The sequence below is a fragment of the Caulobacter sp. FV2ps19 genome, from assembly GCF_058681035.1.
Genome location: NZ_CM178729.1, coordinates 2,314,599 through 2,341,253, shown reverse-complemented (window position 1 = coordinate 2,341,253; position 26,655 = coordinate 2,314,599). Strand labels below are relative to the sequence as shown.

The following is a 26,655-nucleotide window of genomic DNA, read 5'->3' as shown; positions in this document are numbered from 1 at the left end:
TTCCCCCGAGAAAGTGGACCGGGTTAAGCCGCGCCGTTTCCTACGGCCCACCGAGAAACTGGGGAACTGGAATTTCCTATTCGTTGCGAATGTACACTGGCGCCTGGCGACGCGATCAGGTTGCCGAGCGGTCGGCAACCTGATCAGGGCCTCCTAGGCGCTCCTGGCGCGCGCGTTTGAGGCCTTGGTCAACGTCTTGGGCGGCTTGCGACCGCCTATCCCAAGACCGAGGGCCTTGGCCATGGCGCTGCGCGCTTCGCTGTAGGCCGGGGCCGTGGTGGGATAGTCGTTGGGCAGTCCAAACCTGGCTTTGTACTCGGCTATGGTCATGCCGTGCGTATTAAGATGACGCTTCAAGGTCTTGTAGGGCTTGCCGTCGATGAAGCTGATCACGGCGTCGGGCGTGATGCTCTTGCGGATCTGTCCAGCGGTCGGCTTGATGGCTTCATCCGGCGCTTCAAGCGCCGGAACTTCAGCGCCCGACAGGGCCGCATGAACGGTTTTGATCAGTCCAGGCAGATCCGCGACCGCAACGGCGTTGTTACCGACAAACGCGGCGACCACCTCTGCGGTCAAGCCGATCAACGCGGCGTTCTTTTCATCCATAGTCCAGCCCTTACTCTAAACGCGAAGCAGGGAGGAGCGTGGCACTGAACCGGCGGCTTCAACAAACAATAACGCGACCTGAATTGTAAACTTTGCATCCAGGGCCAACCCTTGCCTCAGGCCCAGCCTTAAGTGCATGCCGAGCCCAGGCCGGGCGAACGTGCGCCACGAAGAAAGCCTTGAGGAGACCGCCACCGCCCTCGACGAGATCATCACCATGGTCAAGCGGGCCGTCTCGAGCGCCACGCTTGGCGAGGTCTGCCGCAGGATGAACGCCGCCTGCGCTTCACTGAACTTCGACCTGTTGGCTTCGCCGGCCTTCGGCTCACGGTCGCTCCTCGTTCCGTGGCCCTTGCCGCAAAACGAGAAAACTCCATCTCAAACCGGTCCAGTTTTTCAGGAGCAGGTCAGCGTCAACGACCTGTGGCTCTGAGCCATCCGGACTAGGCTCCAGACTCATTGGGCCCACCATATGATGATGGCGGCGATGAAGACGGCGCTGGCAAAGATGGCGGCGAGCTTGTCGTATCGGGTGGCGACACGCCGCCAGTCCTTGAGCCTGCAGAACATCCGCTCGACCAGATTGCGCTGCTTGTAGGCCTCCGGATCGAAGGGCTGCATGCGTTTTCGGGTCGGGTTGTTGGGGATGACCGGGGTAGTTCCCCGTTCGATCAGGAAATTGCGCAACTTGTCGGCGTCATAGGCGGTGTCGGCCAGGCAGAGGCGCGCACTGGGAAGCGGCTCAAGCAATGACCGGGCGAAGGGGGCGTCGCCGCGCTGCCCGGCGGCTATTTCAAAGGCGATGAGGCGGCCTTTGCCGTCGACGACGGCGTGGATCTTGGTCGTGCGGCCGCCGCGCGAACGGCCGATCGCCTGGATTTCGGCCCCCCTTTTCCGCCACCCGCCGAGCGGTGGGCCTTGGCGCTGGTGGAGTCGATCATGTGCACGTCGTCGGGGCTGAACGCCACCAGGGCCGCGAACAGCCGCCGCCAGACACCCTTGATCGTCCAGCGCCGGAACCGGTTGTAGATGGTCGTTGGCGGGCCATAGACTGCGGGACAGTCTTGCCACCGGCAACCCACCTTCAGCACATGGATGATACCGCTGATGACGCGCCGGTCATCGACCCGATGCGCGCCCGACTGGTTTTTCGGCAGCAACGGATCGATCACCGCCCACTGCCGATCCGACAACCAGAACTCTCCAGCCATGATTCAACCTCCGTTTCGGAGATTGAAGCACAACAAGAATATATCATTCAAGTGTTTGATCGGGTTTCGACCCTAGGGCATTTTCCGATCCAACTGGATCGACGAAATGCTCTAGCCTTTTGTTTTGGCGTATTTTCTGACGACGAACGGGTATCCACTTCGTCGGAAAATGCTCTAGCGGCGCGACGCCGCTTTCGCGCAGCGACCATCGTCAGTTCACGACTTCAGAAGTTCGATATCCCACAAGACATATTGCAACTCAGTCGCAATTACATCATACGGCGCCTCATCCTAGATTCATGTTCTCCGGGGCGTCATGACCAAGCAAGTTTCCAGCGCGCGCCTGCGGCTCGCCCTCCTCGCCGGCCTCAGCCCTCTGGCGCTGTCCCCGGCCGCGTTCGCCCAAGCCCAGACCAACATCGACCAGGTCGTGGTGACCGCCGCCCGCACCATCCTGCCGGCCAGCGCCCTGCCCCTGACGGTCGACGTGATCGACAACGCGACCCTGAACCAGCAGGTGGCGATCAGCGGCTCGATCATCGACGCTGTCTCGACCCTGTCGCCGTCGTTCTCGCCGACGCGCCAGAAGCTGTCTGGCGCGGGCGAGAGCCTGCGCGGCCGCTCACCGCTTTACGCCATCAACGGTATCCCGCAGTCGACGCCGGTCCGCGACGGTTCGCGCGACGGCTACACGATCGACCCGTTCTTCATCGACCGTGTCGAGCTGATCTACGGCTCCAACGCCCTGCAGGGCATCGGCGCCACCGGCGGCGTGGTGAATCAGGTGACGGTGGGACCGCCCAAGCAGGACGGCGTCTCGGGTCGCACCCTGATCCAGGCCAGCGGCGGCAACACGCTGGGCGACTCCGTGGGCGGCAAGATCGCAGGCTTGGTCAGCTGGCGGGGCGGCGCGTTCGACGCCACCGCCGGCGTCGCCTACGAGACCCGCGGCGCCTTCTATGACGGCGCCGGCCGACGCATCGGCATGGATACCGCCCAGGGTGATGTCCAGGATTCCAAGACCCTGTCGCTGTTTGGCCGCCTCGGCTGGCAACTCAGCCCCAGCACTCGCCTGGACGTGGTCGGCAGCCGCTTCGAGCTGAAGGGCGACGGCGACTACGTGACCGCCACGGTCGCTGGCCGCACGCCGTCGACCGCGATTCTCCCGACGGACGGCGACAGCGCCATCCGCTTGCCGACGACCGCTTTCCGGGGCGTGGTCCCCGGCGATCCAGCAGCCAACCGCGTCGAGACGATCTCGGCGTCCTTGGTCAATGACGATCTCGCTGGCGGCGTGCTGAACGCCCAGCTGTTCTTCAACCGCACGCGCGACACCTTCGGCGGCGACATCAGCGCCACCTTCCAGGATGCGCGTATCGCGCCCATCGGCACGCTGTTCGACCAGTCCGCGAACCGTTCGCGCAAGTTGGGCGCGCGGATGAGCTATGAGCGCGCCGTGCCGGGGATCGAAGGTCTGGTCGCCACTGCGGGTCTGGACGCCCTGACCGACACCACAGCCCAACTGCTGACCGCCACGGGCCGCGCCTGGGTGCCGCCGACCAAGTTCGAGAGCATCGCTCCCTTCTTCCAGGGCAACTACGCTCTTCTGGAGGGCAAGCTGCGCCTGGCCGGCGGCGTGCGCTTCGAGAACGTCAAGCTGAAGGTCGACGACTTCACCACCCTGGCCTCCTACGGTTCGCGTCAGGTCGGCGGCGGCGCTCCCGAGTTCAAGGCCACCCTGGTCAACGGGGGCGTCGTGTTCGAACCGGCCAAGGGCCTGCGCGCCTATGCCAGCTATGCCGAGGGCTACACCGTGCCGGATGTCGGGCGCATCCTGCGCGGCATCAACATCCCCAATCAGGACGTCGACACCTACCTGGCGATCGAGCCCATCGTGTCCAACAACCGGGAGATCGGCGCCGAGTTCAAGCGCGGCCCCTTCGACGCCGACGTGACCTACTTCTGGTCCAAGTCGAAGCTGGGCCAGTTCCTGGTCCGCAACGCCGACGGCATCTTCGACGTCCAGCGCCAGGGCGTGGCCATCGAGGGGCTGGAAGTCAATGTGAAGGCTCGCACGCCCGTGCCCGGCCTGGAGGTCTCGACCGGCTACGCCCGCCTGCGCGGCCAGACCGACACCAACCGGGACGGTAAGGTCGACACCGACCTGGACGGCGCCAACATCTCGCCCGACCGTCTGAACCTGGCCGCCGACTACCAGGCCGGCAAATGGGCCCTGCGCCTGCAGGTGCAGAACTACATGTCGCGCAACATGCAGACCGCGACGGTGAAGGACGATTTCGAAGGCTACACGGTCGCCGACGCCTTCGTGCGCTACGAGCTGCCGGTCGGGGCGCTGTCGCTGGGCGTGCAGAACCTCTTCGACAAGCAATACATCACCTACCACTCGGACACGACCGCGCCCCAGAGGGACAAGTTCTATGCCGGCCGGGGCCGGACGGCGACCCTGGGCTGGGAAACGCGCTTCTGATGAAGACCCTGCGCCTGCTGCACCGCTGGACGGGCGGCCTGATCGGCCTCCTGCTGGCGCTCCTGGGCTTCACCGGCGCGCTGCTGGTGCATGAGGACGCCTTTCTGCGCGCCACCGTGCCTCACGCCGCCGACGCCCAGCGGCAGGACACAGCCACCCTGGCGGCGGCGGCGGCGAGAGTTTTCGCCGCCGAGGACCGTCCGCGCTCCATCGTGCTGGCGACCGCCGACCAGGGCGTACACAGGCTGAGCTACAAGGATCGCGAGCGGGCGGCCTATACTGACCAGGACGGCGCGATCATCCTGAGCTGGACCTCGAAATGGGCGCGGCCCGAGGTCTGGCTGTTCGACTTCCACCACCATCTGTTCGCGGGTGATACGGGCGAGATCGTCGCCGGGGTCGCGAGTCTGGCAGGCCTGGGCTTCGTGGTCACGGGCCTGATCCTGTGGTGGCCGACACGGCGGGTGTTCCATCTGCGCGCCTGGCCGCGGATGATGAAGCGGGCGGCGATCGTCCATCATCACCGTGATCTGGGCGTCCTGGTCGCACCGCTGCTGATCATTTCACTGACCACCGGCGCGACCATGAACCTGAAGTGGTTCTCCCGAGCCCTGCGCGCGCCGTTCACCGCGCCTTCGACCATGGAACAGGCCTCGGCTCCTCCCAAGATCAAGGGCGGAAACCTGGCCAAGGATCTGGATTGGGCCAGGGTGATCGGCCAAGCCCAGACCCGTTTCCCCGGCGCCGAGGTGCGGATCATCACGCCGCCGGCCAAGGCGGGCGGGCTGATCTCGATCCGACTGCGCCAGCAGGCCGAGTGGCTGCCCAACGGCCGGACGATGGCCTGGTTCGATCCCGCCAATGGCCGCATGGTCGCCGCGCGCGACGCTCAGGCCCTGCCCCTGGGCTCGCGGATCACCAATACCGACTTCCCCCTGCACGCGGCTAAGGTCGGGGGACCGGCCTATCGCCTGGTGATGACCGTGTCGGGCCTGGCCCTGACCCTGCTGGGCACGCTGGCCGTCGTGACCTTCTGGGGCAATCCCAGCGGGCTGCCGAGACGCCGAAAGGCCCGCTCCGTAAAGCCGACCTCGCTGCGCGGCCCCGAAACGGGCGCCATACGCTAGCCGTTAAGTCCCACAGCCTCCCTTCCCTGACCGAGCACGTCCGGATCTCAGTCGTCGCTGCGCCATGAGCTGCCCTTGGGTCGCCTCCGGAAATGCGACGTTCAGTTGGGCATGTATGGACTAGACGTCGCTAGGCTTCGATCACATGCGGTACGAACCGCGCGAGGTTCTTGGTGATGACGCTGTCGTCCTCGCGCACGCCGATGCCGGCCGGCGCGTTGCCGACGATCCAGGCGCCGATCACCGGCCGCTTGCCGGCGAACTCGGGCGGCGGATGATAGGCCTGCAGCACAGCGCCTTCCTCGCCATAGCCCTGGTCCAGAACCGGCTCGTCGCCGCCGACGATCTCGATATTGGCGCCCTCGCGCGAGAACAGCGGCTTGCGCACGTGGCGCGGCCCGAGGGCCGAGGCGGCGGGGTCGCCCTCGAAATAGGCTTCCAGCAGATTGGGATGCCCGGGGTGACGCTCCCATAGCAAGGGCAGGATGCCCTTGTTGGACAGGATCGCCTTCCAGGCCGGCTCCATCCAGCGCACTGCGGCGGTCTTCAGGTGCGCGGCATAGGGCTCGCGCAGCATGAATTCCCAGGGATAGAGCTTGAACGCCGCCTGCAGCTCGAAGCCGTCGGTGTCCACGAAGCGCCCCTCGCCATTAAGCCCGATATCGTCGATGGCGACGAACTTAGGATCGAGGCCCGCCTGCGTCGCCAGGTCTTCGAAGAACCGCACCGTCTGGCGATCCTCGACCGCCTGGGCGTCGCTGGCGAAATGGACGAAGCCGCCGCTGGGGAACAACGTCTTGAATCGGTCGCGCAACGCCTCGAACAGGCTGTTGAACTGGTCGGTCCCGGCCGGCAAGGCGCCCGAGGCCAACAGCTCCTCGAGCCAGAGCCACTGGAAGGTGGCGGCCTCGAAGACGCTGGTCGGGGTGTCGGCGTTGTATTCGTAGAGCTTGGGCTTGCTCACGCCATCATAGCCGAAGTCGAATCGGCCATAGAGCGACGGCGCCTTGGCGCGCCAGGAGGCGGCCACGAAGTCCTGGTGCTCGGCCGGGATCGCCAAGCGGGTCATCAGGACTTCGCTGCCGGCGACCTCGTCGACCAGGTCCAGGCAAAGCTCATGCAGGTCGGCCGCCGCCGGCTCCAGATCGTCCTCGATCTGGGCCAGGGTGAAGGCGTAGGCTGCGGACTCGTCCCAATAGGCCTGGCCATCGGTGTGATGGTAGACGAAGCCCACGGCGTCGGCTTTCGCCTGCCAGTCGGCTCGCGGTGTCAGGTCAAGTCGGCGCACGCGGTCTAGGCGTCGCTTGGCTTGGCGGGATCGGCGGCCTTCTGCTCGATCTGCAGCGGCGCGGCGGCCGGCGCGGCCAGGCGCGCCAGGATGTCATCGGCCGAGGACTGGCCTGGGCCGATGCCGGCTAGGCGCAGCTTTTCGTCCAGATCGGCGCCCGTGCGGCGGTCTTCCAGTTCGCCGGCCGCCTTGATACGTTCGCCGCGAATGGCCTGGCGTTCCTTGATGCGCGCGAGGCTGTCGGCGGCCGAGCCCAACGACGAGCCGGCGCCCGCGCCACGCGCCGCGACCGAGGCCTGGGCCTTCTGGACGGACTCGTTGACCTTCACGACCTCGACCTCGCGACGCAGGGTCTCGATGCGGCGGTCGGTGGCGGTGATGGCGGTGTGAAGCTGATCCTCGGCGGCGCGCATGTCGCCGATCTGGGGCTCCTTGAGGGCGATGTCGGCTTCGAGGTCGGCGATGCGCTGGGCCACCTGGCGCGCCAGGTCCATGTCGCCCTTGCCGACGGCGGCGCGGGCCGAGCCCTCGTACTTGGTCACCTGATCTCGGAAGCTGGAGACTTCCTTCTCCAGAATCCGGCGACGGGCGACGAGGGTGGCCATGTCGTCGCGCGCCTTACCCTGGGCGGTGTCGGCGTCGCGGATTTCCTGATCCAGGATCCGCAGCGCATTGGCGTCGACGACGGCGGCCGAGGCTTCATGCGCGCCAGCGCGGCCCAGGGTGAACAGCTTGTTCCAGATGGACATGGGGAGTCTCCGGGTTCGCGACTTTAGGCGGCGGGGGTGGGGTTGAAGGACGAGCGAAGGTCGGAGGCCGCCTCGATGGCGTTCTCGGCCAGCACCCGCAGCTCGATCAGGATGTCGTCCAGCGACGAGGACGGGGCCAGTTCGCCGAACAGCTCGTAGAAATCGCGGTCGCCGACGCTGCTGATGCCGAAGTTCGATAGCGGCACGAGCTTCTGGGCCTTCAGTAGGAACTCGTTGAAGGCGTGCCTGTCTTCCTGCTCGTCGACCGGCCACAACAGCACCGAGGCGGCGATCTGCTGGTCGCTGACGCTGACAAAGATCTCCAAGTCGCCATGATCATGCATGGTCACCAGCAGGATGGGATCGGCGCCTTCCACGATCTTGGCTGTCATGGCGTCGCTGAGGCCATCCGATAGGGCGGTCTTTAGCGCGCGAACAGTCCAGGCGGGGGTCGTCATAGGGCATCATCCTCGAAGGGCGTGGCGTTTCATACAAGATGGGAGGGCGAACACCAGTCGTCGAGAGCGCCGCACGATCATCGGGCATGACAAGTTGGTAATGGCCCGCCCCCTTTTGCTAGTGGGCTTGGCGTCGTACAGGAAGGGGGCGTTGTGCCGATCGGGTCCGTTTGATGTTCAGCAAGCTTTTCGGACGCAAGGACGCCGCGCTCGCCGCGCCGGCCTTGCCCATTATCCGCAATGTCACCCTGGGTCGGACGGTGTGGCTCGACACCCTGGCCTGGCGGCGGTTCGGCGGAGACACCCGGTTCGCTCTGGATCGCGATACGCTGGAGATCACCGCCCAAGGTCTGGTGGAACTCAAGGACGGCGGGTTCGTCCATCGCTTCTACACCGACGACCACGTGATGCTCCAGGCGGTGTCCGACGATCGCGAAGGCCAGCGCCTGAGCGACATGACAGTATTCATGGCGTGGGATAGCGCCTATCCCGGCGGCCGAGCCGACCGCGACGCTTGGCTGGCTCGCCTGAAGGCCCGCGTGTTCACCGCCAAGGGCCTCGCCGACTATCCCCGCCTGTGGTTCGGCGACGAGGCCGAAAGCCAAGATCCCGTGACTTTCTGGGAAGATCTGCACGACGACCGGGACGGCATTCCCGACCGCCGCATCTTCCAGACCTGCATGCTGTTCGGCCGCGACCTTCAGGGCGACGGCCGTGAATTGCTGCTCGCCATCGAGCAGGAGACCGAAGACAAAGAGGTCTCATTCGAGATCATGCTGGGCATCCCGCTGGAAGCCGGCGAATTCAAAGCCTGAACAGAAAGACGGAAAGACCCATGTTCGATCTTCAAGGGTTTACAACCAGCGCCCTGGCCTTCCTGGTGGCCTTCATCGCCGCTGGCCTGTTCACCGTGGCCTTCAAGGTCATCTATCAGTGGGTGACGCCCTATCATGAGGGCCAGCTGATCCGAGAAGGGAATGTCGCCGCCGCCCTGGCCTTGGGCGGAGCGCTGGTGGGTTACGTGCTCCCCCTGGCGTCGGCGCTCAGCCACACGGTGTCACTGGTCGAATTCTGCGCTTGGGCCGCCTTGGCCGGCGTGATCCAGATCGCCGCCTTCACCCTGATCCGCGTGGTGGTGATGAAGGACGTCGCCGCCCGCATCGAGCGGGGCGAACTGGCGGCCGGCGTCTATCTGGCCAGCATCTCCATCGCGGTGGGCCTGCTCAACGCCGCCTGCATGACGTCGTGAGCCGCGCCATGACCGATCAGACCAAACGCCTGAAGCGCTCGCGCAGCCTGACCCTGACCACCCTGATGGCCGGGGCGGCGGTGTCGATCACCGCCTGCGACAACTCACCCGCCGTCACCCAATGGGGCGATCCGCCGGCCGCAGAGGCGGGCCGGGCCGTCGAGGCCCGCACCTTCACCAGCCTGGACGAGTGCAAGGCCTCGGGCGACTTCACCGCCCAGCAGTGCGAAACCACGCTGGCCCAGGCCCAGAAGGATAGCGCCGAGAACGCCCCCAAGTTCAGCGATCAGCAAAGCTGCGAGGCGCGCTATGGCGTCGACCAGTGCGTGCCGCGCTCCAGCCAGGGCGGCAGCTTCTTCACCCCGCTGCTGACCGGCTTCATCATCGGCCAGGCGCTGAACAACATGGGCGGCGGCTATCGCGGCGCACCGATGTATCGCGATCGGAACGGGACCTATTATGGCGGCAGCGGCTATCCGCTCTCGCGCGATTATGTCACCGGCCGCACGCGGGTGCGGTCCGAGAGCTTCAACTTGCCTTCGCAGGCAGATGCCCCGACGCGGGTTCAGAGTCGTAGTTCAGTTATCTCTCGAAGCGGCTTCGGCGGCGGGCGTTCATTTGGGGGGTGAGGGCTAGCGATCAACGACAGCCTCGCCGGTCAACAAACTCCGATATCGCAATGAAAGGCAATGACGCTCGGTCGTATCCGTCCTGAGGCCGGAAGCGCGTTTCCCATAACGACCCGCATAGAAAACCAGCGGGTCGGTCCAGTAGGTGGTCTCCAGCGCTTGGCGATCGTGCGCCAGCAGCATGCGTTGGGACCGCTCCAGGAACACGACATTCGAGGGAGGCGCTGGGATGAGCCGCCGACGTCAGCTAGAAGGACAGCGTCGGCGCCCTGAGGGGCTGGCGTCGGTGTCGCCGAAAGTCGGCTTTTCGGGACTCATCCGTGAAAGAAAATCCCGACCTCGCAGCCCTCGATAAGCTCAAGACACGCATCCAGGGTCTACGCGCTAAAACGACGGACAACGGCTGCACCGAAGACGAAGCCTTGTCTGCCGCCAACAAGGTCGCCGAGCTGCTCGATCGGTACGACTTGTCGCTGACCGACATCGAAATCCGTGATGCTGCGTGCGAGCGACGCGAATATTCGACCAAGCTCAACAAGCGCATACCGCTGGGCGACTGCATCAGCGCCATCGCGCATTTCTGCGATTGCCGGGTTTGGCGCGAGAAAACCCCGACAGGCGATCCGCGATACGTCTTCTTTGGCCTTCGCTCCGATATCGAAGCCGCACACTACCTGACCGAACTGATCAACAGCGCCGTTCGAACCGAGCTTGGCCGGTATAAGACCACAACCGCCTATCAGCGGTTTCGGCATCAAGAGCGACACCTGGCGAACGCCTCCTTCACGCTGGGGATGGTCGCGTCCATCGCAGACAAATTGACCGTGATGAAGGCCGGGCGTGACGTGGCCAATAACAATACCGGGCGAGATCTCGTCGTTCTCAAGTCGGCGATCATCGACGCCGAACTCCATAAGCTTGATCTGAAGCTGAGGACGGTGCGCCGCCCTACCCGCATGGTGTCACCGAAGGCATACGACGCTGGCGGCGCCGCAGGCGCGTCCTTAGCCATCAATCCCGGAACCCGGGAAACCCCGTAGCGACCGCTGGAGGTCCCGACAGGGGGAGCGCAAACCCGTCTACACCCGTCCACCAAGGGTGACGACGCGCCAATAGCGGCCCTTGGGACCGCTCCAGATTCCGGACGTTCAGCGCTGGCCTCGGGTATGGCCCACGCCTCCTCGCCGAGACGTGGGGTCCCGCCCACGGCGCCGTCGATCCCGCCTGGCAAGGGACGGTTGCGACGGAGCTCTTCGCGGCGCCCCTCTTGAGCGTCACGGCGAGGGAGGGTTGGCATGTACGGGTGGCGCGGACTGTGTGCTTCTTTCTGTTTTTTACTGACGCTCTGCGTCGGTTCGGCGGCGGTCGGCCAGCCGTCGGGGCGACTGATCGCGACCGAATTGCGATCAAAGAACTTCGTCGACAGCAAGATCGGCGTCTCCCCGCTGCGCGGTCTGATGATCTATTTGCCGCCCGGCTATTCAGGCGGGCAAAAGCGCTTTCCGGTGCTCTACTATCTCAACCCCTTCTTTGAAGATCAGACGGCCCCCTTCGCGAACCATGGCGCCAAGGCGCTGTTCGACCGCGCGATCGGCCAGGGCGTGATCGGCGACGTCATCGTCGTCACGGCGGACTTCTCGACCCCGGCCGGCAGCGCCTGGTACGTCAACTCCCCCGCCACCGGGAACTGGGAAGACTTCATGGTCGGCGAGCTGGTTCCCTATATCGACGCCCAATACCGGACGTTGGCGAACCGGAACTCTCGCGGCGTGGTCGGGGACGGCGCCGGCGGTTACGGCGCGATCCGCTTCGGCATGCGACATCCCGAGGTGTTCGGCGCGGTCTATGGGATGCAGCCCCTCGGCGCGGGCCGGGGGCTCCAGACCACCTACAGCCGACCCAACTGGGAGCGGCTGGCGCGGGCGCGATCGCTGGACGACCTGGGCGACGACGGCTTTTCGCGGATCTTCACGTCGATCTATCAGGCCTTCCTGCCCGCCCCGCACCGGCCCCCGCTATTCTTCGATCCCCCGGCGCGCAGCGTGGAGGGTCGCGTAGTGGTCAACACCGCCGTCATGGCGCGGTTCCACGACCATTTCAGCCTCTCGGCGCAGCTCCCGTCCCATGCCGAGAACCTGAAGACGCTCAGAGGCTTCAAATTCGACTGGGGACGGGCCGACCCCATCGTCGACCACGTCTACGGCAATCAGGCCTTCGCCCATCTGCTCGACGAATACGGCGTGCCGCACGAGGCCGAGGAGCATGGGGGCGGCTTCCGCGATCGCCACTGGGGCGAGAACGGCCGGGTCTATACTGACGTCCTGCCGTTCTTCGCCCGCCATCTGGTCTTCGATGCAGCTTCGCGATGAGCCCCTGCCCCATCCGCCGCGGGCTTGAGGCGCTCGTGGTGGCCTCAATGCTCATCGCCGCGTCGCCATCCTTCGCCCAGGTCGCCGTGGCGACGCCACGGTCCATGATCAAACTGCTAGCCAAGGGCGCCTCCGGGCCGCCGACCAGCATCACCGAGCTGGCCTGGCTTGAGGGGCATTGGATCGGCGACATGCCCGAAGGCCCCGTCGAGCATGTCATTCTGAGCCCGAAGTTCGGTCACATGCCCGGCTTTGTTCGCGCGGTGAGCCCGAGCGGCGTGATCTTCTACGAGATCAGCGTGTTCGCGCAGGCAGGGGACACCGTCACCGTTCGGGTCAAGCACTTCACGCCGCTTCTCGCCGGCTGGGAGGCGCAGAACGCCTATATCGACCGCCCCCTGGTCGACCGGGACGCCAAGACCCTGTTCTTCGACGGCATCACCTTTTCCCAAGCGGGCCCGGACAGCTTCACGGTCTATTTCCTCAACCGGGCCGGCCAGGAAGAGGGCGACACGCTCGTCATACCCTTCCGTCGCAAATGACTTGACGCTTCTGGCCGTATGGCCCGGGTCAGGCGCCCAGATAGCGCCAGACAGCCTCGCGATAGCGGCGACTGATCCTCAGCTCGACGCCGCTGGTCAGGCGCAGCGCGCCGTCGCCGTGCGATCCGGCGCGAACTTCGGCAATGGCGTCCAGGCGCACGATCACGGCGCGATGGATGCGCGCGAAGGCCTGCGCCGGCAGGCGGGCCGCCAGAGAAGCGATCGACTCGTCGATCAGCAGCGCCCGCGCGGCCGTATGGACCTCCGCATAGTTGCCGGCCGCGCCGATCCAATGGACGTCCTCCAGCGGAATGATCCGGGCCACGCCGTTGCCGCGCGCCACCAGCCGGGGCGTCCGGGGAACGCTGGCCAGCAGCGAGGTCAAGGCGCCCGCCGGTCCGGAGCCGGAGGCTGCCTGCCGGCGCACCCGTTCGAGGACCTGCGCGAACCGGCCGTCGCCGAAGGGTTTGAGCAGATAGTCGATGGCCTGCACCTCGAAGGCGCGAACGGCGAAGGCGTCGTGGGCGGTCACGAAGACGGTGATCGGCATCGCCTGGACGCCGACCGCCTCGACGACGTCGAAGCCGGTCACCTCCGGCATCTGGACGTCGAGGAAGACAAGGTCGGGTCGCGCCGTCTCGATCTGGGCGATGGCCGACGCCCCGTGCGCCGCCTCGCCGACGACCTCGAAATCCGGTTGCGCGCGCAGCAGGGTCGCGACACGCCGCCGGGCCAGAGGTTCGTCGTCGACGATCAGTGTCCGGATCATCGCGGCGTCACCAGCACGACCCTGAACCCCGCCGTCGGGGCCGTGTCGATCTCCAGGGAATGGTGGTCGCCATACAGCTGTCGCAGTCGTCGGCGCGCGTTGCCCAGCCCCACACGCTCGACGATCGCGCCGGCGCCCTTGCCGTCGTCGGCCACGGTCACATGCAGCCGCCCGTCGACCACCCTGGCGGCGATCGTCACCGTGCCGCCCTCCACCAGGGGCGAGATTCCATGGCGAACGGCGTTCTCCACCAGGGGCTGGAGCAGCAGGGTCGGCACCAGACAGGTCAAGGCGTCGTCCGCGACATCGCGGACGACCCGCAGCCTTGGCCCGAGCCGCGCCTGCTCGATGGCGAGATAGGCCTCGGTGAAATCCAGCTCGTCGCCAAACGCGCTTTGCGGCGCGCGATGTTCCTCAATGGACAGGCGCAGCAAGTCGCCCAGCTTGGCGATCAGGCGTCGGGCCCGGCGCGGCTCATCCTCGACCAGCGCCGAGATCGCGTTGAGGGTGTTGAACAGAAAGTGCGGCTGCAGTTGCGCGCGCAGCGCCGCGCTCTCGGCCTCCGCCAGCCGCGCCTCCATGCGCGCGCCCGCCACCTCCCGGTCGCGGAGCGCGCGATAGGCTCGCGCGCCGACCACGAGGGCGACAATGATCGCGTAGATCAGCAGATTGATCTGGAAATTTCCCGACAGCTTCTGCACGAGCATCCGGCCCGGCGCCTCGGCGCCCAGCGCCCACATGAGGGCGACATAGAGCGCCGTCTGCAGCAGAGCGAAGCCGACGCCCGCCGCCAGATGCACGATGAAGAACCGGACGCCGCGTCGCGGATCGAAGGGCGTGCGACGGGCGAAGGCGACCACCAGCGGCGTCAGAAGCGCCCAGATGCTGTTACCGGCGACCGAGTAACCAAGAAGCTCCAGCCATTTGGGATCCTGGCCCGTCACGAGGCCGCCCATGTACCATTGCCAGGAATTGAGCAGCGCCACGATCGACCAGACGCCCGCCAGGGCGGCGCCCCAAAGCGCGTAACGTCGGCCACGGCTCACGACGTTCATCCGACGATGCTCCTGATCCTGGGCGGCCTGGCCCGGGGGCCGAGACGGCTTTCCCGGCGCTAGGCCCGATGGTCGTGGGTCGCGATCTGGCGGAACATCTTCAGCGCGCCGTCGGCTTGCCGCCGCCACAGCCGAAGACCTCCGCCCGAGACGATCCCAGAATCCGCGCCGTTGCGCCAGCGCACCTCGAACTTGGGATACTCGACCACGTAGCCGTCCAGCACCTCGAAGCCCTCATTCCAGACCTTGACCGACTCGAAGACCACGACTCGGCCCTGTTCGGTGTAGCGAACCAGATGGGTTCGAATCTCATCGATCCCGACCTTGGGCGTATCCGCGTAGGGCATGAAGATGGCGTCGTCGGCATAGCGGGCGATCTTCGCGGCGGCGTCGTGGGTCTTGACCGCTTCGGCGTCGAGGGCGTTGAGCCTGCCAAGTTCGGCCTCGACCGCCGGGTCGCCCGGCGGGGCCGCGCGGCCCGCCGTCTCGCGTTCGCCCAGGCTATGGGAGGCGGGATTGTCGATCCGCTCGAAATAGCCCCAGACTTCGGCCTTCAGCTTCAAGGCGCCGTCGGTTTGGCGACGCCACAGGTTCGCGTACCGACCTTGAAGGCTATGCGACGCCCCGTCCGCCAGGAGGGGGTAGATAAGATCGAAGCGCCCAAGTTCCAGCGCGCTTTCATCATCAAGCGAAAGGATCTCGGTCGTGCGACGGGCATGGGCGCTGACCCGCTGACGAGACGCCAGGACCCGATAGTAGCGGGCGATCGAACCTGGGCCGTACAGTCGAGGCTGGTAATCGGGATTGCTGATGCTGTCGGCGGCGTAGTGGGCCATTCGCCGCTCGACATCCCCGCTCAGCCAGGCCGCCGAGAGGTCGGCGTTCCGGCGTTGGATCTCCGCGGCCAACGCCACGGGAACCTGTCGTGGCGGCTCCGCCCCGGCTGCCTTGGTCGCGGCGACCGCAGATCGGGCCGGGGGCGACGCAAGGATCGCGATCAGCGGCGACCCGGCCGCGGCGAGCGCCACCAACCTCCTCCTGCTGAGAAGGCCGGGCTTTTGGGATTGATCGCCCATCATGTCCGGGGCTCCTGGATGTCCGTCTTGGTTCCAGAGCGCGTGACACCAGGCGGCGGACAAGCCGGAACGGTCAAACGGGATCGGGCTTTCCGTGAGCGGGACGATGGCTGGCCTCGGCTCGTCGCGAGCATAGGAAACGGACAACCCAACGACACCGCAATTCCGGATGGCCATTGCGCGGCGGAGGTTGCCGGCCAGCGATGTGAAAGCTGCGCCAATTCCGGACTCTCGAACCGCCTCAGGAGGGCGACGTTCGGTTGACGGACAACAGCGACATCAGCCTGCCACTCAAGCGGACGCCCTCTTCGGCGCCTCGTGGACCAAAGCTTCTGCGACAGCGGAGACAACATCGCCGATAACGATCAGAAGCGGGCCACCCGACGTCGAGGCTCCGACTTGGGCAAGTTCCCCAAGGGTCACAGTGGTCAGTCTGGCGTTCGATCCACCGACGCTCTCCATGATCGCGACCGACGTTGTCGGAACCCTCCCCTGCAGAAGAAGCGCGAGCGCCAGAGATGAAGCCGCTTCGCCGCCCATATAGATGGCCAAGGTGGCTTCGGGATCGGCGCCCAGCTGCCAGTCGCTGACCGCGCCAGCGCCTTCGACTCGCGCGGTAGCGAAGATCACTCGCCGGGCCTGGCCACGATGCGTGAGCGGGAAGCCGAACTGCGCAGCCGCCGCGCAGGCGGCAGTGACGCCGGGGACCACCTCGACCGCGATCCCGAAGCGCCGCAGATAGTCCGCCTCTTCGCCGACCCGACCGAAGATCGAGGGATCTCCGCCCTTCAGGCGCACCACCCGCAGGCCTTTGCGCGCCAGGCGCAAAGCCAGGCGATTGATGGCGTCCTGGCTCATGCTGGGACGGCCGGAGCGCTTGCCGGTCTCGATCCGGATGCAGCCCGGCGGCGCGAGAGCTGTGGCCTCCTCGGAGATCAGGGCGTCGTACAGCAGGGCCTGGGCGCTCTCGACCGCCCGCACCGCGCGCAACGTCATCAGATCGACGGGACCGGGGCCTGCGCCGACGAGCAGGACGCAGCCGGGCTTTGGATCATGCGACATCGACGGTCTCCTTGGCGAGCTTGAGGGAAGCGGCGATCATCCGGGCGATCTCGGGCCGGCAGGAGCCGCAATTGGTCCCCGCCCCGGTGGCCACGCCCACGGCGTCGGGATTGACGGCGCCGGCCGAGATGGCGGCCTGGATAGTCTTGGCGCCCACCTTCAGGCAGGCGCAGACCAAAGCGCCCTTGTCGACTGGTGCGCCAGGTGGACGGCCAAACAGCAGGGCCGAGCGCGCCTGGGCGCCCAGCAGCGGCGCGGTGAACAGCTCGGCCAGCCAGTCACGCGACGGCAGGGCTCCGCTGGTGGTCATGAACAGCACCGCCGCCAATCGCCCGTCGCGCACCCAGGCCTCGCGACGCGCACCGGAACCGGCATCCTCATAGGCCACCAACTCGCCGACCAGTCTTTTTGACAGCACCTTGCGGACGACCTCGCGTTGGGCCTGGTCGCCACGCCCCGCGAACTCATGCTGCTGACAGGCCTCCCGCGGGATACGTCGCCATACGAGATCCTGGCCGGCGGGCGCGCTGAGACTGTCGCGCGACAGAAAGAAGCCCTTCCAGGTTTCGCGATAGGCCCGGATCCGGGCTGGGGTGTGTTTGAATTCCGGCTGACCGGAGATTGGGTCGATATTCGGCGCGATCAGGCCATTGGATCGCCCTGACGGCGCGAAGGCGGCGGTCCAGTGCATGGGCATGAACAGGTCGCCGGGGCGTTGCCGGTCGGTGACCCTGGCAATCACGACGGCTTCGCCAAGCGCGGTCAGGACCCGGGTCAGAGCCCCGTCCTTGACGCCGGCGGCCTCGGCGTCGACCGGATGCATCTCGACAAAGGGCTCGGGCGCGTGGCGGCACAGGTCGGGCGCGAGACCCGTACGGGTCATGGTGTGCCACTGGTCGCGGATGCGGCCCGTATTGAGTGATAGTGGATAGGCGTCGCTGACGGCGTCGGCAGGCCCCTTCGGAAGGGTCGGGACCATTCGGGCGCGAGCATCAGGGGTCTGAAAGCGGCCGTCGACAAACAGACGCGGCGCGCCCTGCCCGTCGGCTCTGACCGGCCACTGCACCGGCTTCAGGCCGACATAGCCCTCCGGATCGATGCCGGTCAGACCCGAAAGGTCGAGCAGGCGGCCGTCATTCTCATAGGCCGTCAGGCGCGCCCATTCGCGGAACACGCTGGCGGGGCTCGACCAGCCGAAACCGTCATGGCCCATGGCCAGGGCGACGTCGGCGATGATCTTCCAGTCGGCGCGCGCCTTGCCCGGCGCGGCGAACAAGGGCCGCTGACGCGAGATGCGACGTTCGGAATTGGTGACCGTGCCGTCCTTCTCGCCCCAGGCCAGGGCCGGCAGCTTCACATGGGCGAAGGCGCTGGTGTCGGTGTCGGCGATGCAGTCGGAGACGACCACGAACGGGCACTTGGCCAGGGCCTCGCGCACCCGGCCGGCGTCAGGCATCGAGACGGCCGGGTTGGTGGCCATCACCCAGATCGCCTTGATCCGGCCGTCATGCACCGCCTCGAACATGTCGACGGCCTTCAGACCCGGCTTGCGCGCGGTGTCGGGCGCACCCCAGAAGCGGGCGACGCGATCCCGGTCGGTCGGCTCGAAGTCCATATGGCCGGCCAGGGTGTTGGCCATGCCGCCGGTTTCCCGCCCGCCCATGGCGTTGGGCTGGCCGGTGATCGAGAACGGGCAGGCCCCAGGCTTTCCGATGCGACCGGTGGCCAGATGGACATTGAGGATCGACAGCCCCTTGGCCACGCCCTGGGCCGACTGGTTGGCTCCCATCGAGAACAGACTGACCGTCCTGGGATGGCCGGCGAACAGATCGAAAAAGGTCAGCAGGTCGACCAGCGCCAGACCGCAGTCGGCGGCGACCGCCTGAGGCGACTGGTCGAGTTCGCCCAGGGCCGCCTCGACCGCGTCAAAGCCGTTCACATGGGCGGCGATATAGTTGCGATCGATCGCGCCGCGCCGGATCAGGTCGGCCAGCAGGCCGGTCCATAGGCGCACATCGCTTTGCGGCGCGATGGCAAGGTGCAGATCGGCGCCCTCGGCGGTGTCGGTGCGGCGCGGATCGATGACCACGTGCTTCTGGCCGCGCGCCCGGGCCGCCTCCATGCGCCGATAGAGCACCGGATGGGTCCAGGCGGCGTTATGGCCGCTGAACACAACCAGATCGGCAAGGTCGAGGTCTTCATAGCAACCCGGCACCAGGTCGGCGCCGAAGGCCTGTTTGTGGGCCGCGACGGCCGAGGCCATGCAGAGCCGGCTGTTGGTGTCGATATTGCCCGAACCAATGAAGCCCTTCATCAGCTTGTTGGCGACGTAGTAGTCCTCGGTCAGCAACTGACCCGAGACGTAGAAGGCGACGCTGTCGGGTCCGTGCTTGGCGATCGTATCGCTAAAGCGCTTGGCGACCAGGGTCGTCGCTTCAGTCCAACTCGCGACGCGGCCGCCGATGGTCGGTTCCAGCAACCGGCCTTCGAGGCCGACGGTAGCGCCCAACGCCGTCCCTTTGGAACAGAGGCGACCCAGATTGGCGGGATGGGCCTGATCGCCGGCCACCGACACCGCCCGGCTCACGCCCTCGTCGCGGGTGACGACGGCGGTCACGCCGCAGCCGACGCCGCAATAGGGACAAGCGGTCTTGACCGAGAGGGCAGCCGCGTCGTCAGCCATCGGCCTCGACCAGAGCAAAGCTCAGCAGCAATCTGCCATCGCGCACTTCCAGCGGGACCACAGGGGTGCAGCCCTTGCCCTTGTCGGCGCCCATCGGCTGGCCGGTGGCCAGGTCGATCGACCAGTTGTGCAGCGGACAGGCCACGGCGCGACCGTGGACAATACCCTGGCTGAGCGGCCCGCCCTTGTGCGGACAGGCGTCCATCAGCGCAAAGACCTCGCCATCGCCGGTGCGGAAGATGGCGATGTCGCCGCGCGGGCTGGTCACGCGGCGCGCGCCGCGACGGGGCACATCGGTGACGGCGCCGACATCGATCCAGACAGGCTGTTTGACGGAGAGGTTCATGCGGGAGCGAACTCCATCCGGCGGCTCATGGGGGTGAATTCCTCGTTGTGGCGACCGGCCACGCGCTCGGCCCAGGGGTCGATGCGGGCAAAGCGCTGCGAGAAGACAAAGCGGTCGTAAAGGGCCTTGCGCTGGTCCGGATCGATGACCTGGGCCTGGATGGCCTCCAGACCGACACGCGCCATCCACTTGTAGACGCGCTCCAGGTACCAGCCTTCTTCGCGATAGAGCTGCATGGCGGCGGCAATGACCCAGACCACCTCATCCTCGGTCCCGACGTGGGTCAGAACCTTGGTGCCCTGGATGTGCAGGCCCGCCGCGCCGCCGATGTGGATCTCGTAACCGCTGTCGACGCAGACGACGCCGAAGTCCTTGCAAGTGGCCTCGGCGCAGTTGCGCGGACAGCCCGACACCGCCAGCTTGACCTTGGCCGGCGCCCACGAGCCCCAGAGGAACTTCTCCAGGCGGATGCCCAGGCCCGTGGAGTCCTGGGTGCCGAACCGGCACCAGTCGGTGCCGACGCAGGTCTTCACCGTGCGCAGGCCCTTGGCGTAGGCGTGGCCGCTGACCATGCCGGCGGCGTTCAGGTCGGCCCAGACGGCCGGCAGATCGTCCTTTTTTACGCCCAGCAGGTCGATGCGCTGACCACCGGTGACCTTGACGGCGGGAATGGCGAACTTGTCGGCGACATCGGCGATGGCCCGCAGTTCGTCCGGCGTTGTCATGCCGCCCCACATGCGCGGCACAACGCTGTAGGTGCCGTCCTTCTGGATGTTGGCGTGGACCCGCTCGTTGATGTAGCGCGACTGCTTGTCGTCGCGATATTCGGCGGGCCAGGCGCACAGCAGATAATAGTTCAAGGCCGGCCGGCAGGACGAGCAGCCGTCGGGTGTGGTCCATTCCAAGGCCTGCATCACCGCCGGCATGGACTTCAGGTCCTGAGACAGGATCGCCTCACGGACGGCCGAGTGCGGATGGTGCGTACATTTGCACATTGGCTTGGGGCCGACCTGGGCCTTGAAGCCATCGCCCAAGGTCAGTTTCAGCACCTGCTCGACCAGCGGGGTGCAAGAGCCGCACGAGGCCGAAGCCTTGGTGACCGCCTTCACGTCATCCAGGGTCGTCAGACCCTGGCTGGTGATGGCCGAGACGATCGAACCCTTGCAGACACCGTTGCAGCCGCAGATTTCCTGCGTATCGGGCATGGCCGCAACGGCCGCATTAGGGTCCAGGCCGGACAAACCCTCCGTGATGGCCTGACCGAAGATCAGGGTGTCGCGAATGTCGGCGACCATGGTCCCGGCCCGCATGAGGTCGAAGTACCAGCCGCCGTCGGCGGCGTCGCCGAACAGCACCGCGCCGGCGACCTTGCCGTCCTCGATGACCACGCGCTTGTAGACGCCGCGCCCGGCGTCGCGGAACACGATGTCCTCGCAGCCTTCGCCGCCCGCGAACTTGCCGGCGGAAAACACGTCGACGCCCGAGACTTTCAGGCGGGTCGAAAGCACCGAGCCTTCATAGGCGCCTTCGCCGTCAGTGAGCGACTGGGCCAGCGAGCGGCACATGTCCCAGATGGGCGCGACCAGGCCGTAGCAATTGCCGCGATGTTCAGCGCATTCGCCCACCGCGAACACAGCCGGATCGGAGGTGCGCATGGCGTCATCCACCACCACGCCGCGATTGACGGCCAGACCCGCCTCGCGCGCCAGGGTGGCGTTGGGTCGGATGCCGACGGCCATGACCAGCAGATCGCAAGGCAGGACGCGGCCGTCTTTCAGCTTCAGGCCGGCGACCTGGCCGTCCTGACCGACGATCTCCTCGGAATGGGCCCCCAGCACCGTTTCGACGCCGCGCTCCAGCAAGGCCTCGCGCAACAGGAAGCCAGCGCTTTCGTCCAGCTGGCGCTCCATCAGCACGTCCATCAGGTGGACGACCGTGGCGCCCATCCCCCGGCGCGCCAGACCATAGGCGGCTTCAAGGCCCAGCAACCCGCCGCCGATCACCACGGCCCGCGCGCCCGGCTTGACCGACGCCGCGACCATGGCTTCAACATCGTCCAGATCGCGGAACGTCACCACGCCCTTCAGGTCCGACCCCGGTAGCGGCAGGCGGAACGGGTCGGACCCGGTGGCCAGGATCAGCTTGTCATATCCGAGCTGGAACCCGCCCTCACTGGTGACCGTGTGCTGCTCCAGATCGACGCCGGTGACGGCGCGCCCGGCGTGCAGGGCAATGCCGTTGTCGCCGTACCAGGTCTCGTCATTGATCACGATGTCAGCGAAGGCCTTCTCGCCCGCCAACACCGGCGAAAGCATGATCCGGTTGTAATTCACCCGGGGCTCGGCGCCGAAGATGGCGATCTCGTAGCGCTTGGGGTCGCGCTTGAGGATTTCCTCAACCGCCCGGCACCCGGCCATGCCGTTGCCGATGACGACCAGACGTTCCCTTTGAGGATGGGTCATGACTTTGCTCGCTTAAGTCTGAGGACTAGACGCGGATCGGGGCGGCGTCGGGCTGCAGGGTCGGCCAGACCGAGCGCCAGCGGGCCTTCAGGCTGTGCAGGACGACGAGGGCCAACAGCGCCAGGGCCGCGAAGCCGAGAAAGCCGAGTTGATAGGAGCCGGTCAGCTTCTTGGCCATGCCCAGGGTCGAGGCCAGGTAGAAGCCGCCGATGCCGCCGGTCATGCCGATCAGCCCTGTCATCACGCCGATCTCCTTGCGGAACCGCTGCGGGGCCAGTTGGAAGACCGCGCCGTTGCCGGCCCCCAGGGCCAACATCGCGATCATCAGCACGGCCAGGGCAACCCAGGCCGAGGGCATCTGGAAACTCACGGCGGCCAGGCCGATGGCGGCCAGGATGAACACAAAGCTCAGGGTCCGTACGCCGCCGAAGCGATCGGCCAGCGCCCCGCCCACCGGCCTCACGAACGACCCGGCGAACACGCAGCCGGCGGTGAAGAACCCGGCGATCACCGGATCCAGGTGATATTCAGAATTGAAATAGATGGTCAGGGACGAAGCCAGGCCGACGAAGCCCCCGAAGGTCACCGAATAGAGCAGCATCAACCACCAGGCGTCGGGCGCCTTCAGCACGTCGAGATATTCGGCCAGCTTCTTGGGCGCGGGTTGCTCCGGAGCGTCCTTGGCCATCAGCATGTAAACCACGAAGGCGACGGCCAGCGGCAGCGCTGCCAGGCCAATAACGTTCTGCCAGCCAAAGTGCTTGGCCAGCAGCGGCGCGAACAGCGCGGCCAGGGCGGTGCCGGAATTGCCGGCCCCCGCGATGCCCAGCGCCAAGCCCTGATATTCCTGCGGATACCAGCGCGAAGCCAGAGGCAGGGCGACGGCGAACGAGGCTCCTGCCACGCCCAGCACCAGACCCAGGGCCAGAACCTGATGATAGCTGTGAATGCCAACCGCCCAGGCCAGCACCAGACCGGTCAGCACGATCATCTGATTGATCATGCCGGTCTTCTTGGGACCAATACGGTCGACCAGGACCCCATTGACCAGCCTCAGGAGCGCGCCCGCCAGCACCGGCACCGCGACCATCAGGCCCTTTTGGGCGGGGTCGAGATTGAAGTCCTTGGCGATCGCCACGCCCAGGGGGCCCAGGATCACCCAGACCATGAAGCTGAGATCGAAATAGAGGAAGGCGGCGAAAAGGGTCGGCGGGTGGCCGACCTTGGCGAAATCGCGGAGATTCATGAGCGTGCCTCGGTCTTGCGTGTCTGCGAGAGGGGCGACTGCGCCCGACGGGTGACCGCATCCGAGCGGTCTTCTCTTGCAGCCACGAACGCCGTTGTCCGAAGGCTTGCCGTTAGAAGGGGATCAAGACGGGATGGGTGTCACCCTGTCTTGATCCCCCAGGCACCCACACCACAGCCGGCGCTTGATCGCTCAGCAAATAGGCGATCCAGGCGCCCAACTTATAAGCAACCTAGGCGGCTCGACGCGCGTAGAGGAATTCGATCACCGCCGCGCGGGCATGGATGTAGGTCGGGTTTTCGGCAACGGCCAGGCGATCACGTGGTCTCGCAAGAGCCACCTCAAGCACCTGGCCAATGTTGGCGCGCGGGCCATTGGTCATCATCACGATGCGGTCCGACAGCAGCGCCGCCTCGTCGACATCGTGGGTGACCATCAACACCGTGTTGTTCAACACCGCGTGGATCTCCATGACGCTGTCTTGCAGATGGGCGCGCGTCAGGGCGTCCAGCGCGCCAAACGGCTCGTCCAGCAGCAGCACCTTGGGCTCCATGGCCAGGGCACGGGCAATGCCGACCCGCTGCTTCATGCCGCCGGAAATCTCAGCGGGCCGCTTGTCCAGGGCGTGGGTCATCTTGACCAGTTCCAGATTGTGTAGCGTCCAGTCACGGCGCTCGGCGGCCGACTTGGTCTTGCCGAACACCTTTTCGACCGCAAGACTGACGTTCTCGCGCACCGACAGCCACGGCAGGAGCGAGTGGTTCTGGAACACCACCGCCCGATCCGGGCCCGGCGCGTTGACCTCTTGGCGGTCAAGGATCACCGCGCCGGTGGTCACCGGGACAAGGCCGGCGACCACATTGAGCAGGGTGGATTTGCCGCAGCCCGAGTGGCCGATGATCGAGACGAACTCGCCCTTGTCGACCTTCAGATCGACGCCGGTCAGCACCTCGGAGCGGACGGTGCCCGCGCCGAAGGTGACCCCGACGCCTTCGATGGAAAGATAGGCCTTTGCCATGGTCATGGTCCCCTAGCTGGCGGCGTCGCCGCGCGAGATGACGTGGCCCAGCAGGGCCACCAGGCGATCGAGGAAGAAGCCGGTCAATCCGACCCAGGCCAAGGCCACGATGATGTCGGAGATGCGCGACGAGTTGTATTGGTCCCAGATAAAGAATCCGACCCCGACGCCGCCCAGCAACATCTCGGACGCGACGATCGCCAGCCAGCTCATGCCGATGCCGATCCGCAGACCGGTGAAGATGTAGGGCGCGGTGGCCGGCAACAGGATCTTGAAGAAGTGCTCGGTCGGCGACAGCCGCAGCACCTTGGCGACATTGATGTAATCGGTCGGGATGTTGCGCACGCCCACCGCCGTGTTGATGACGATCGGCCAGATCGAGGTGATGAAGATCACGAACAAGGCCGAAGGATTGGCTTCGTGGAAAGCGGCCAGTGAAATCGGCAGCCAGGCCAGGGGCGGCACGGTGCGCAGGACCTGGAAGATGGGGTCCAGCCCCCGGTGAGCCCAGCGGTTGGAGCCGATCAGCACGCCCAGCATCACGCCGCAGACGGCCGAGAATGAAAAGCCGATGCCTACCCGCTTGAGACTGGTCAGCACCTGCCAGAACAGGCCCTGGTCGATACCGCCGTGGTCGTACAACGGATCGACGATCAGCTCCCGCGACTCCAGCCAGATCCTCGATGGCGACGGCAGCCCCTCATAGGACTCGCCGCACAAGACCTGCCAGGCGAGCATGATCAAGGCCACGGTCAGCAGCGGCGGCAGCACGGTCGAGACCAGGCCGATCGCATGGCGGCGCAGCGACGCCAAACGATCGGCCATCGCGGCAGGCTCGCGCGGCGCCAGATAGGCCGCCGAACCCTTGATCTGCTCGGCGGCGACGAAACTGGGTTTGGGGAAGGTCATGGACACGCCCCCCCTAGGCCAGCTTCTTGATCGGCTGGCTGGCCAAATAGGCCGCCGGGTTGGCCGGATCGAAGGTCTTGCCGTTGAAGAAGCGCTCGACGCCCCGGCTGTCGCCGGCGGGGCCCGTCTGGCCGATCGACTTGGCGGCGGCGCGCCAGATGTCGGACCGATTAACCTTGTTGACCAGCGCCTGCTTGTTGACGCTCTGACCGATCACGCCCCAGCGGACATTTTCGGTGACGAACCACAGGTCGTGCGACTTGTAGGGGAAGCTGGCGTTGTCGGCCCAAAACTTCATGATGTGCGGCGAGCCCGAAACCTTGCGGCCGTCGCCATAGTCGATGACGCCCTGCTGGCGAGGCAGGATGTCGCCCATCGGCACATTGATGTACTGGCGACCCGAGACGATCGAGCACATGGCCGGCTTGTTGCCTGGCTTGTCGCACCACATCTGGGCTTCCAGAACCGCGGCGGTCATGGCCTGGGCGGCGCGGGGATATTTGTCCACCCAGTCGGCCCGCAGGCCCAGGGCCTTCTCCGGGTGGTTCATCCACAGCTCGCTGGTGGTCGTCGCCGTATAGCCGATGTGCTGATTGACGGTCTGGCCGTTCCAGGGCTCGCCGACGCAGAAGGCGTCCTGGGTGCCGGCCTTGACGTTGGCGACCATCTGCGGCGGCGGGATGATGATGGTCGAGACGTCGACGTCCGGATTGATCCCGGCGGCGGCCAGCCAGTAGCGCAGCCACAGGTCATGGGTGCCACCCCGGAAGGTCATGGCCACCTTGGCGATGTTGCCGGCCGCCTTCAACTGAGCGAACCGGGCCTTGGCCCCGGCGGCGTTGAGCCTCACCTGCACCGACTTGAGGTCATTGCCCACCGAGATGCCCTGACCGTTGGTGTTCAGGCGAGCCAGGATGTACATCGGCAACGGCTTGCCGCCGGTCTGGACGCCCAGGGTGAACTGCAACGGCATGGGCGAGAGAATATGTGCGCCGTCGATGCCGCCGCCGCCTGAGCCGAGCACAAGATTGTCCCGCGTGGCGGCCCAGGACGCCTGCTTGACGACCTCGATATCGGGCAGGCCGTGCTTGGCGAACAGGCCCCGTTCCTTGGCGATGATCAGGGGTGATGAGTCCGTCAGGGCGATAAAGCCCAGCCGAGCCTTGGCCACTTCAGGACCCGCGCCGGCGGCGTGAGCCCCGCCCGGGAAAGCGGCCTTCACGGCGGCGACGGTGGCGGCGGCGCCCAGCAGGGCGTTGCGGCGGGTGAGGCTCATCTCAGAGCCGGCGATAGTCTTGTCGGTCTTGGTCATG

General features: G+C 66.3%; 25 protein-coding genes and 1 pseudogene. 9 read left to right on the top strand and 17 right to left on the bottom strand.

The features are described 5' to 3' along the window. Positions 1 to 153 precede the first annotated feature (153 nt). Positions 154 to 606 carry a Ros/MucR family transcriptional regulator gene (locus ACW18B_RS11240; RefSeq protein ID WP_492047135.1) on the bottom strand — a complete coding sequence of 151 codons (453 nt, stop codon included), beginning with the start codon at positions 604 to 606 and terminating at the stop codon, positions 154 to 156. A gap of 160 nt (positions 607 to 766) precedes the next feature. On the opposite strand from ACW18B_RS11240, the gene ACW18B_RS11235 reads away from it, so the two are divergent. Next, positions 767 to 1,039, top strand: a complete 273-nt coding sequence (locus ACW18B_RS11235; RefSeq protein ID WP_492047134.1) for a hypothetical protein — start codon at positions 767 to 769, stop codon at positions 1,037 to 1,039. Between the two features lie 23 nt (positions 1,040 to 1,062). On the opposite strand, the pseudogene ACW18B_RS11230 reads toward ACW18B_RS11235, so the two are convergent. Then, positions 1,063 to 1,817 (bottom strand): annotated as a pseudogene (locus ACW18B_RS11230) (IS5 family transposase). Positions 1,818 to 2,133: 316 nt separating this feature from the next. Here ACW18B_RS11230 and ACW18B_RS11225 point away from each other — a divergent pair. Continuing rightward, positions 2,134 to 4,305 (top strand): TonB-dependent receptor, encoded by a 2,172-nt coding sequence (locus ACW18B_RS11225; protein WP_492047133.1) that lies wholly within the window; start codon positions 2,134 to 2,136, stop codon positions 4,303 to 4,305. Next, the gene (locus ACW18B_RS11220; RefSeq protein WP_492047132.1) at positions 4,305 to 5,432 is read left to right on the top strand and encodes a PepSY-associated TM helix domain-containing protein; all 1,128 of its coding nucleotides are present in this window, start codon (positions 4,305 to 4,307) and stop codon (positions 5,430 to 5,432) included. The genes ACW18B_RS11225 and ACW18B_RS11220 overlap by 1 nt, the downstream gene beginning before the upstream one ends. A gap of 130 nt (positions 5,433 to 5,562) precedes the next feature. Here the strand turns inward: ACW18B_RS11220 and ACW18B_RS11215 are convergent, their stop codons facing one another. Genes ACW18B_RS11215 through ACW18B_RS11205 form a run of 3 tightly spaced genes read right to left on the bottom strand, consistent with a single transcriptional unit; the run spans position 5,563 to position 7,927 of the window. Beyond that, positions 5,563 to 6,720 carry a glutathionylspermidine synthase family protein gene (locus tag ACW18B_RS11215; RefSeq protein ID WP_492047131.1) on the bottom strand — a complete coding sequence of 386 codons (1,158 nt, stop codon included), beginning with the start codon at positions 6,718 to 6,720 and terminating at the stop codon, positions 5,563 to 5,565. A 5-nt stretch (positions 6,721 to 6,725) separates the two neighbouring features. Then, a complete protein-coding gene (locus ACW18B_RS11210; protein ID WP_492047130.1) occupies positions 6,726 to 7,469 on the bottom strand; it encodes a PspA/IM30 family protein in 744 nt (247 codons plus the stop codon). 23 nt (positions 7,470 to 7,492) lie between these two features. Continuing rightward, positions 7,493 to 7,927, bottom strand: coding sequence for a YjfI family protein (locus ACW18B_RS11205; protein ID WP_492047129.1), 435 nt, complete (start codon positions 7,925 to 7,927; stop codon positions 7,493 to 7,495). A gap of 173 nt (positions 7,928 to 8,100) precedes the next feature. Between ACW18B_RS11205 and ACW18B_RS11200 the strand changes: the two genes are divergently transcribed. The 3 genes from ACW18B_RS11200 to ACW18B_RS11190 are packed head-to-tail and all read left to right on the top strand — an operon-like array spanning position 8,101 to position 9,805. Next, positions 8,101 to 8,742: a DUF2491 family protein gene (locus ACW18B_RS11200; RefSeq protein WP_492047128.1), complete on the top strand. Its 642-nt coding sequence runs from the start codon at positions 8,101 to 8,103 to the stop codon at positions 8,740 to 8,742. Positions 8,743 to 8,762: 20 nt separating this feature from the next. Then, positions 8,763 to 9,176 (top strand): DUF350 domain-containing protein, encoded by a 414-nt coding sequence (locus tag ACW18B_RS11195; protein ID WP_492047127.1) that lies wholly within the window; start codon positions 8,763 to 8,765, stop codon positions 9,174 to 9,176. 8 nt (positions 9,177 to 9,184) lie between these two features. Next, positions 9,185 to 9,805, top strand: a complete 621-nt coding sequence (locus tag ACW18B_RS11190) for a DUF1190 domain-containing protein (protein ID WP_492047126.1) — start codon at positions 9,185 to 9,187, stop codon at positions 9,803 to 9,805. 3 nt (positions 9,806 to 9,808) lie between these two features. Here ACW18B_RS11190 and ACW18B_RS11185 read toward each other — a convergent pair whose 3' ends face one another. After that, positions 9,809 to 9,988, bottom strand: coding sequence for a hypothetical protein (locus ACW18B_RS11185; RefSeq protein WP_492047125.1), 180 nt, complete (start codon positions 9,986 to 9,988; stop codon positions 9,809 to 9,811). A 137-nt stretch (positions 9,989 to 10,125) separates the two neighbouring features. Here ACW18B_RS11185 and ACW18B_RS11180 point away from each other — a divergent pair, with 137 nt between their 5' ends. The 3 genes from ACW18B_RS11180 to ACW18B_RS11170 all read left to right on the top strand — a co-directional run bounded on the left by ACW18B_RS11180 (position 10,126) and on the right by ACW18B_RS11170 (position 12,716). Next, positions 10,126 to 10,845, top strand: a complete 720-nt coding sequence (locus ACW18B_RS11180) for a DUF2786 domain-containing protein (RefSeq protein ID WP_492047123.1) — start codon at positions 10,126 to 10,128, stop codon at positions 10,843 to 10,845. 255 nt (positions 10,846 to 11,100) lie between these two features. Next, complete coding sequence (locus ACW18B_RS11175; protein ID WP_492047122.1) at positions 11,101 to 12,174, top strand: alpha/beta hydrolase; 1,074 nt, start codon at positions 11,101 to 11,103, stop codon at positions 12,172 to 12,174. A gap of 104 nt (positions 12,175 to 12,278) precedes the next feature. After that, positions 12,279 to 12,716 carry a DUF6265 family protein gene (locus ACW18B_RS11170; RefSeq protein WP_492047121.1) on the top strand — a complete coding sequence of 146 codons (438 nt, stop codon included), beginning with the start codon at positions 12,279 to 12,281 and terminating at the stop codon, positions 12,714 to 12,716. Between the two features lie 28 nt (positions 12,717 to 12,744). On the opposite strand, the gene ACW18B_RS11165 is transcribed toward ACW18B_RS11170, so the two are convergent. The 11 genes from ACW18B_RS11165 to ACW18B_RS11115 form a co-directional block, all read right to left on the bottom strand. Continuing rightward, positions 12,745 to 13,485, bottom strand: coding sequence for a LytR/AlgR family response regulator transcription factor (locus tag ACW18B_RS11165; RefSeq protein ID WP_492047120.1), 741 nt, complete (start codon positions 13,483 to 13,485; stop codon positions 12,745 to 12,747). After that, a complete protein-coding gene (locus ACW18B_RS11160; RefSeq protein WP_492047118.1) occupies positions 13,482 to 14,540 on the bottom strand; it encodes a sensor histidine kinase in 1,059 nt (352 codons plus the stop codon). The genes ACW18B_RS11165 and ACW18B_RS11160 overlap by 4 nt, the downstream gene beginning before the upstream one ends. A gap of 59 nt (positions 14,541 to 14,599) precedes the next feature. After that, a complete protein-coding gene (locus tag ACW18B_RS11155; RefSeq protein ID WP_492047117.1) occupies positions 14,600 to 15,454 on the bottom strand; it encodes a YybH family protein in 855 nt (284 codons plus the stop codon). Positions 15,455 to 15,907: 453 nt separating this feature from the next. Beyond that, entirely contained in the window at positions 15,908 to 16,678 is a 771-nt protein-coding gene (gene cobA, locus ACW18B_RS11150) for a uroporphyrinogen-III C-methyltransferase (RefSeq protein WP_492047115.1), read from the bottom strand. Further along, positions 16,668 to 19,361, bottom strand: coding sequence for a nitrate reductase (locus ACW18B_RS11145; protein WP_492047113.1), 2,694 nt, complete (start codon positions 19,359 to 19,361; stop codon positions 16,668 to 16,670). Before ACW18B_RS11145 ends, cobA begins: the two co-directional genes overlap by 11 nt. After that, positions 19,354 to 19,707, bottom strand: a complete 354-nt coding sequence (gene nirD / locus ACW18B_RS11140; protein WP_492047112.1) for a nitrite reductase small subunit NirD — start codon at positions 19,705 to 19,707, stop codon at positions 19,354 to 19,356. The genes ACW18B_RS11145 and nirD overlap by 8 nt, the downstream gene beginning before the upstream one ends. Beyond that, positions 19,704 to 22,169, bottom strand: coding sequence for a nitrite reductase large subunit NirB (nirB, locus tag ACW18B_RS11135; RefSeq protein ID WP_492047111.1), 2,466 nt, complete (start codon positions 22,167 to 22,169; stop codon positions 19,704 to 19,706). The genes nirD and nirB overlap by 4 nt, the downstream gene beginning before the upstream one ends. 25 nt (positions 22,170 to 22,194) lie before the next feature. Beyond that, positions 22,195 to 23,415, bottom strand: coding sequence for a nitrate/nitrite transporter (locus tag ACW18B_RS11130; RefSeq protein WP_492047109.1), 1,221 nt, complete (start codon positions 23,413 to 23,415; stop codon positions 22,195 to 22,197). A gap of 232 nt (positions 23,416 to 23,647) precedes the next feature. Further along, positions 23,648 to 24,433 (bottom strand): ABC transporter ATP-binding protein, encoded by a 786-nt coding sequence (locus ACW18B_RS11125; protein ID WP_492051685.1) that lies wholly within the window; start codon positions 24,431 to 24,433, stop codon positions 23,648 to 23,650. 12 nt (positions 24,434 to 24,445) lie between these two features. After that, entirely contained in the window at positions 24,446 to 25,342 is an 897-nt protein-coding gene (ntrB, locus tag ACW18B_RS11120) for a nitrate ABC transporter permease (protein WP_492047108.1), read from the bottom strand. A 13-nt stretch (positions 25,343 to 25,355) separates the two neighbouring features. Next, positions 25,356 to 26,654: a CmpA/NrtA family ABC transporter substrate-binding protein gene (locus ACW18B_RS11115; protein WP_492047107.1), complete on the bottom strand. Its 1,299-nt coding sequence runs from the start codon at positions 26,652 to 26,654 to the stop codon at positions 25,356 to 25,358. Position 26,655: the final 1 nt, after the last annotated feature.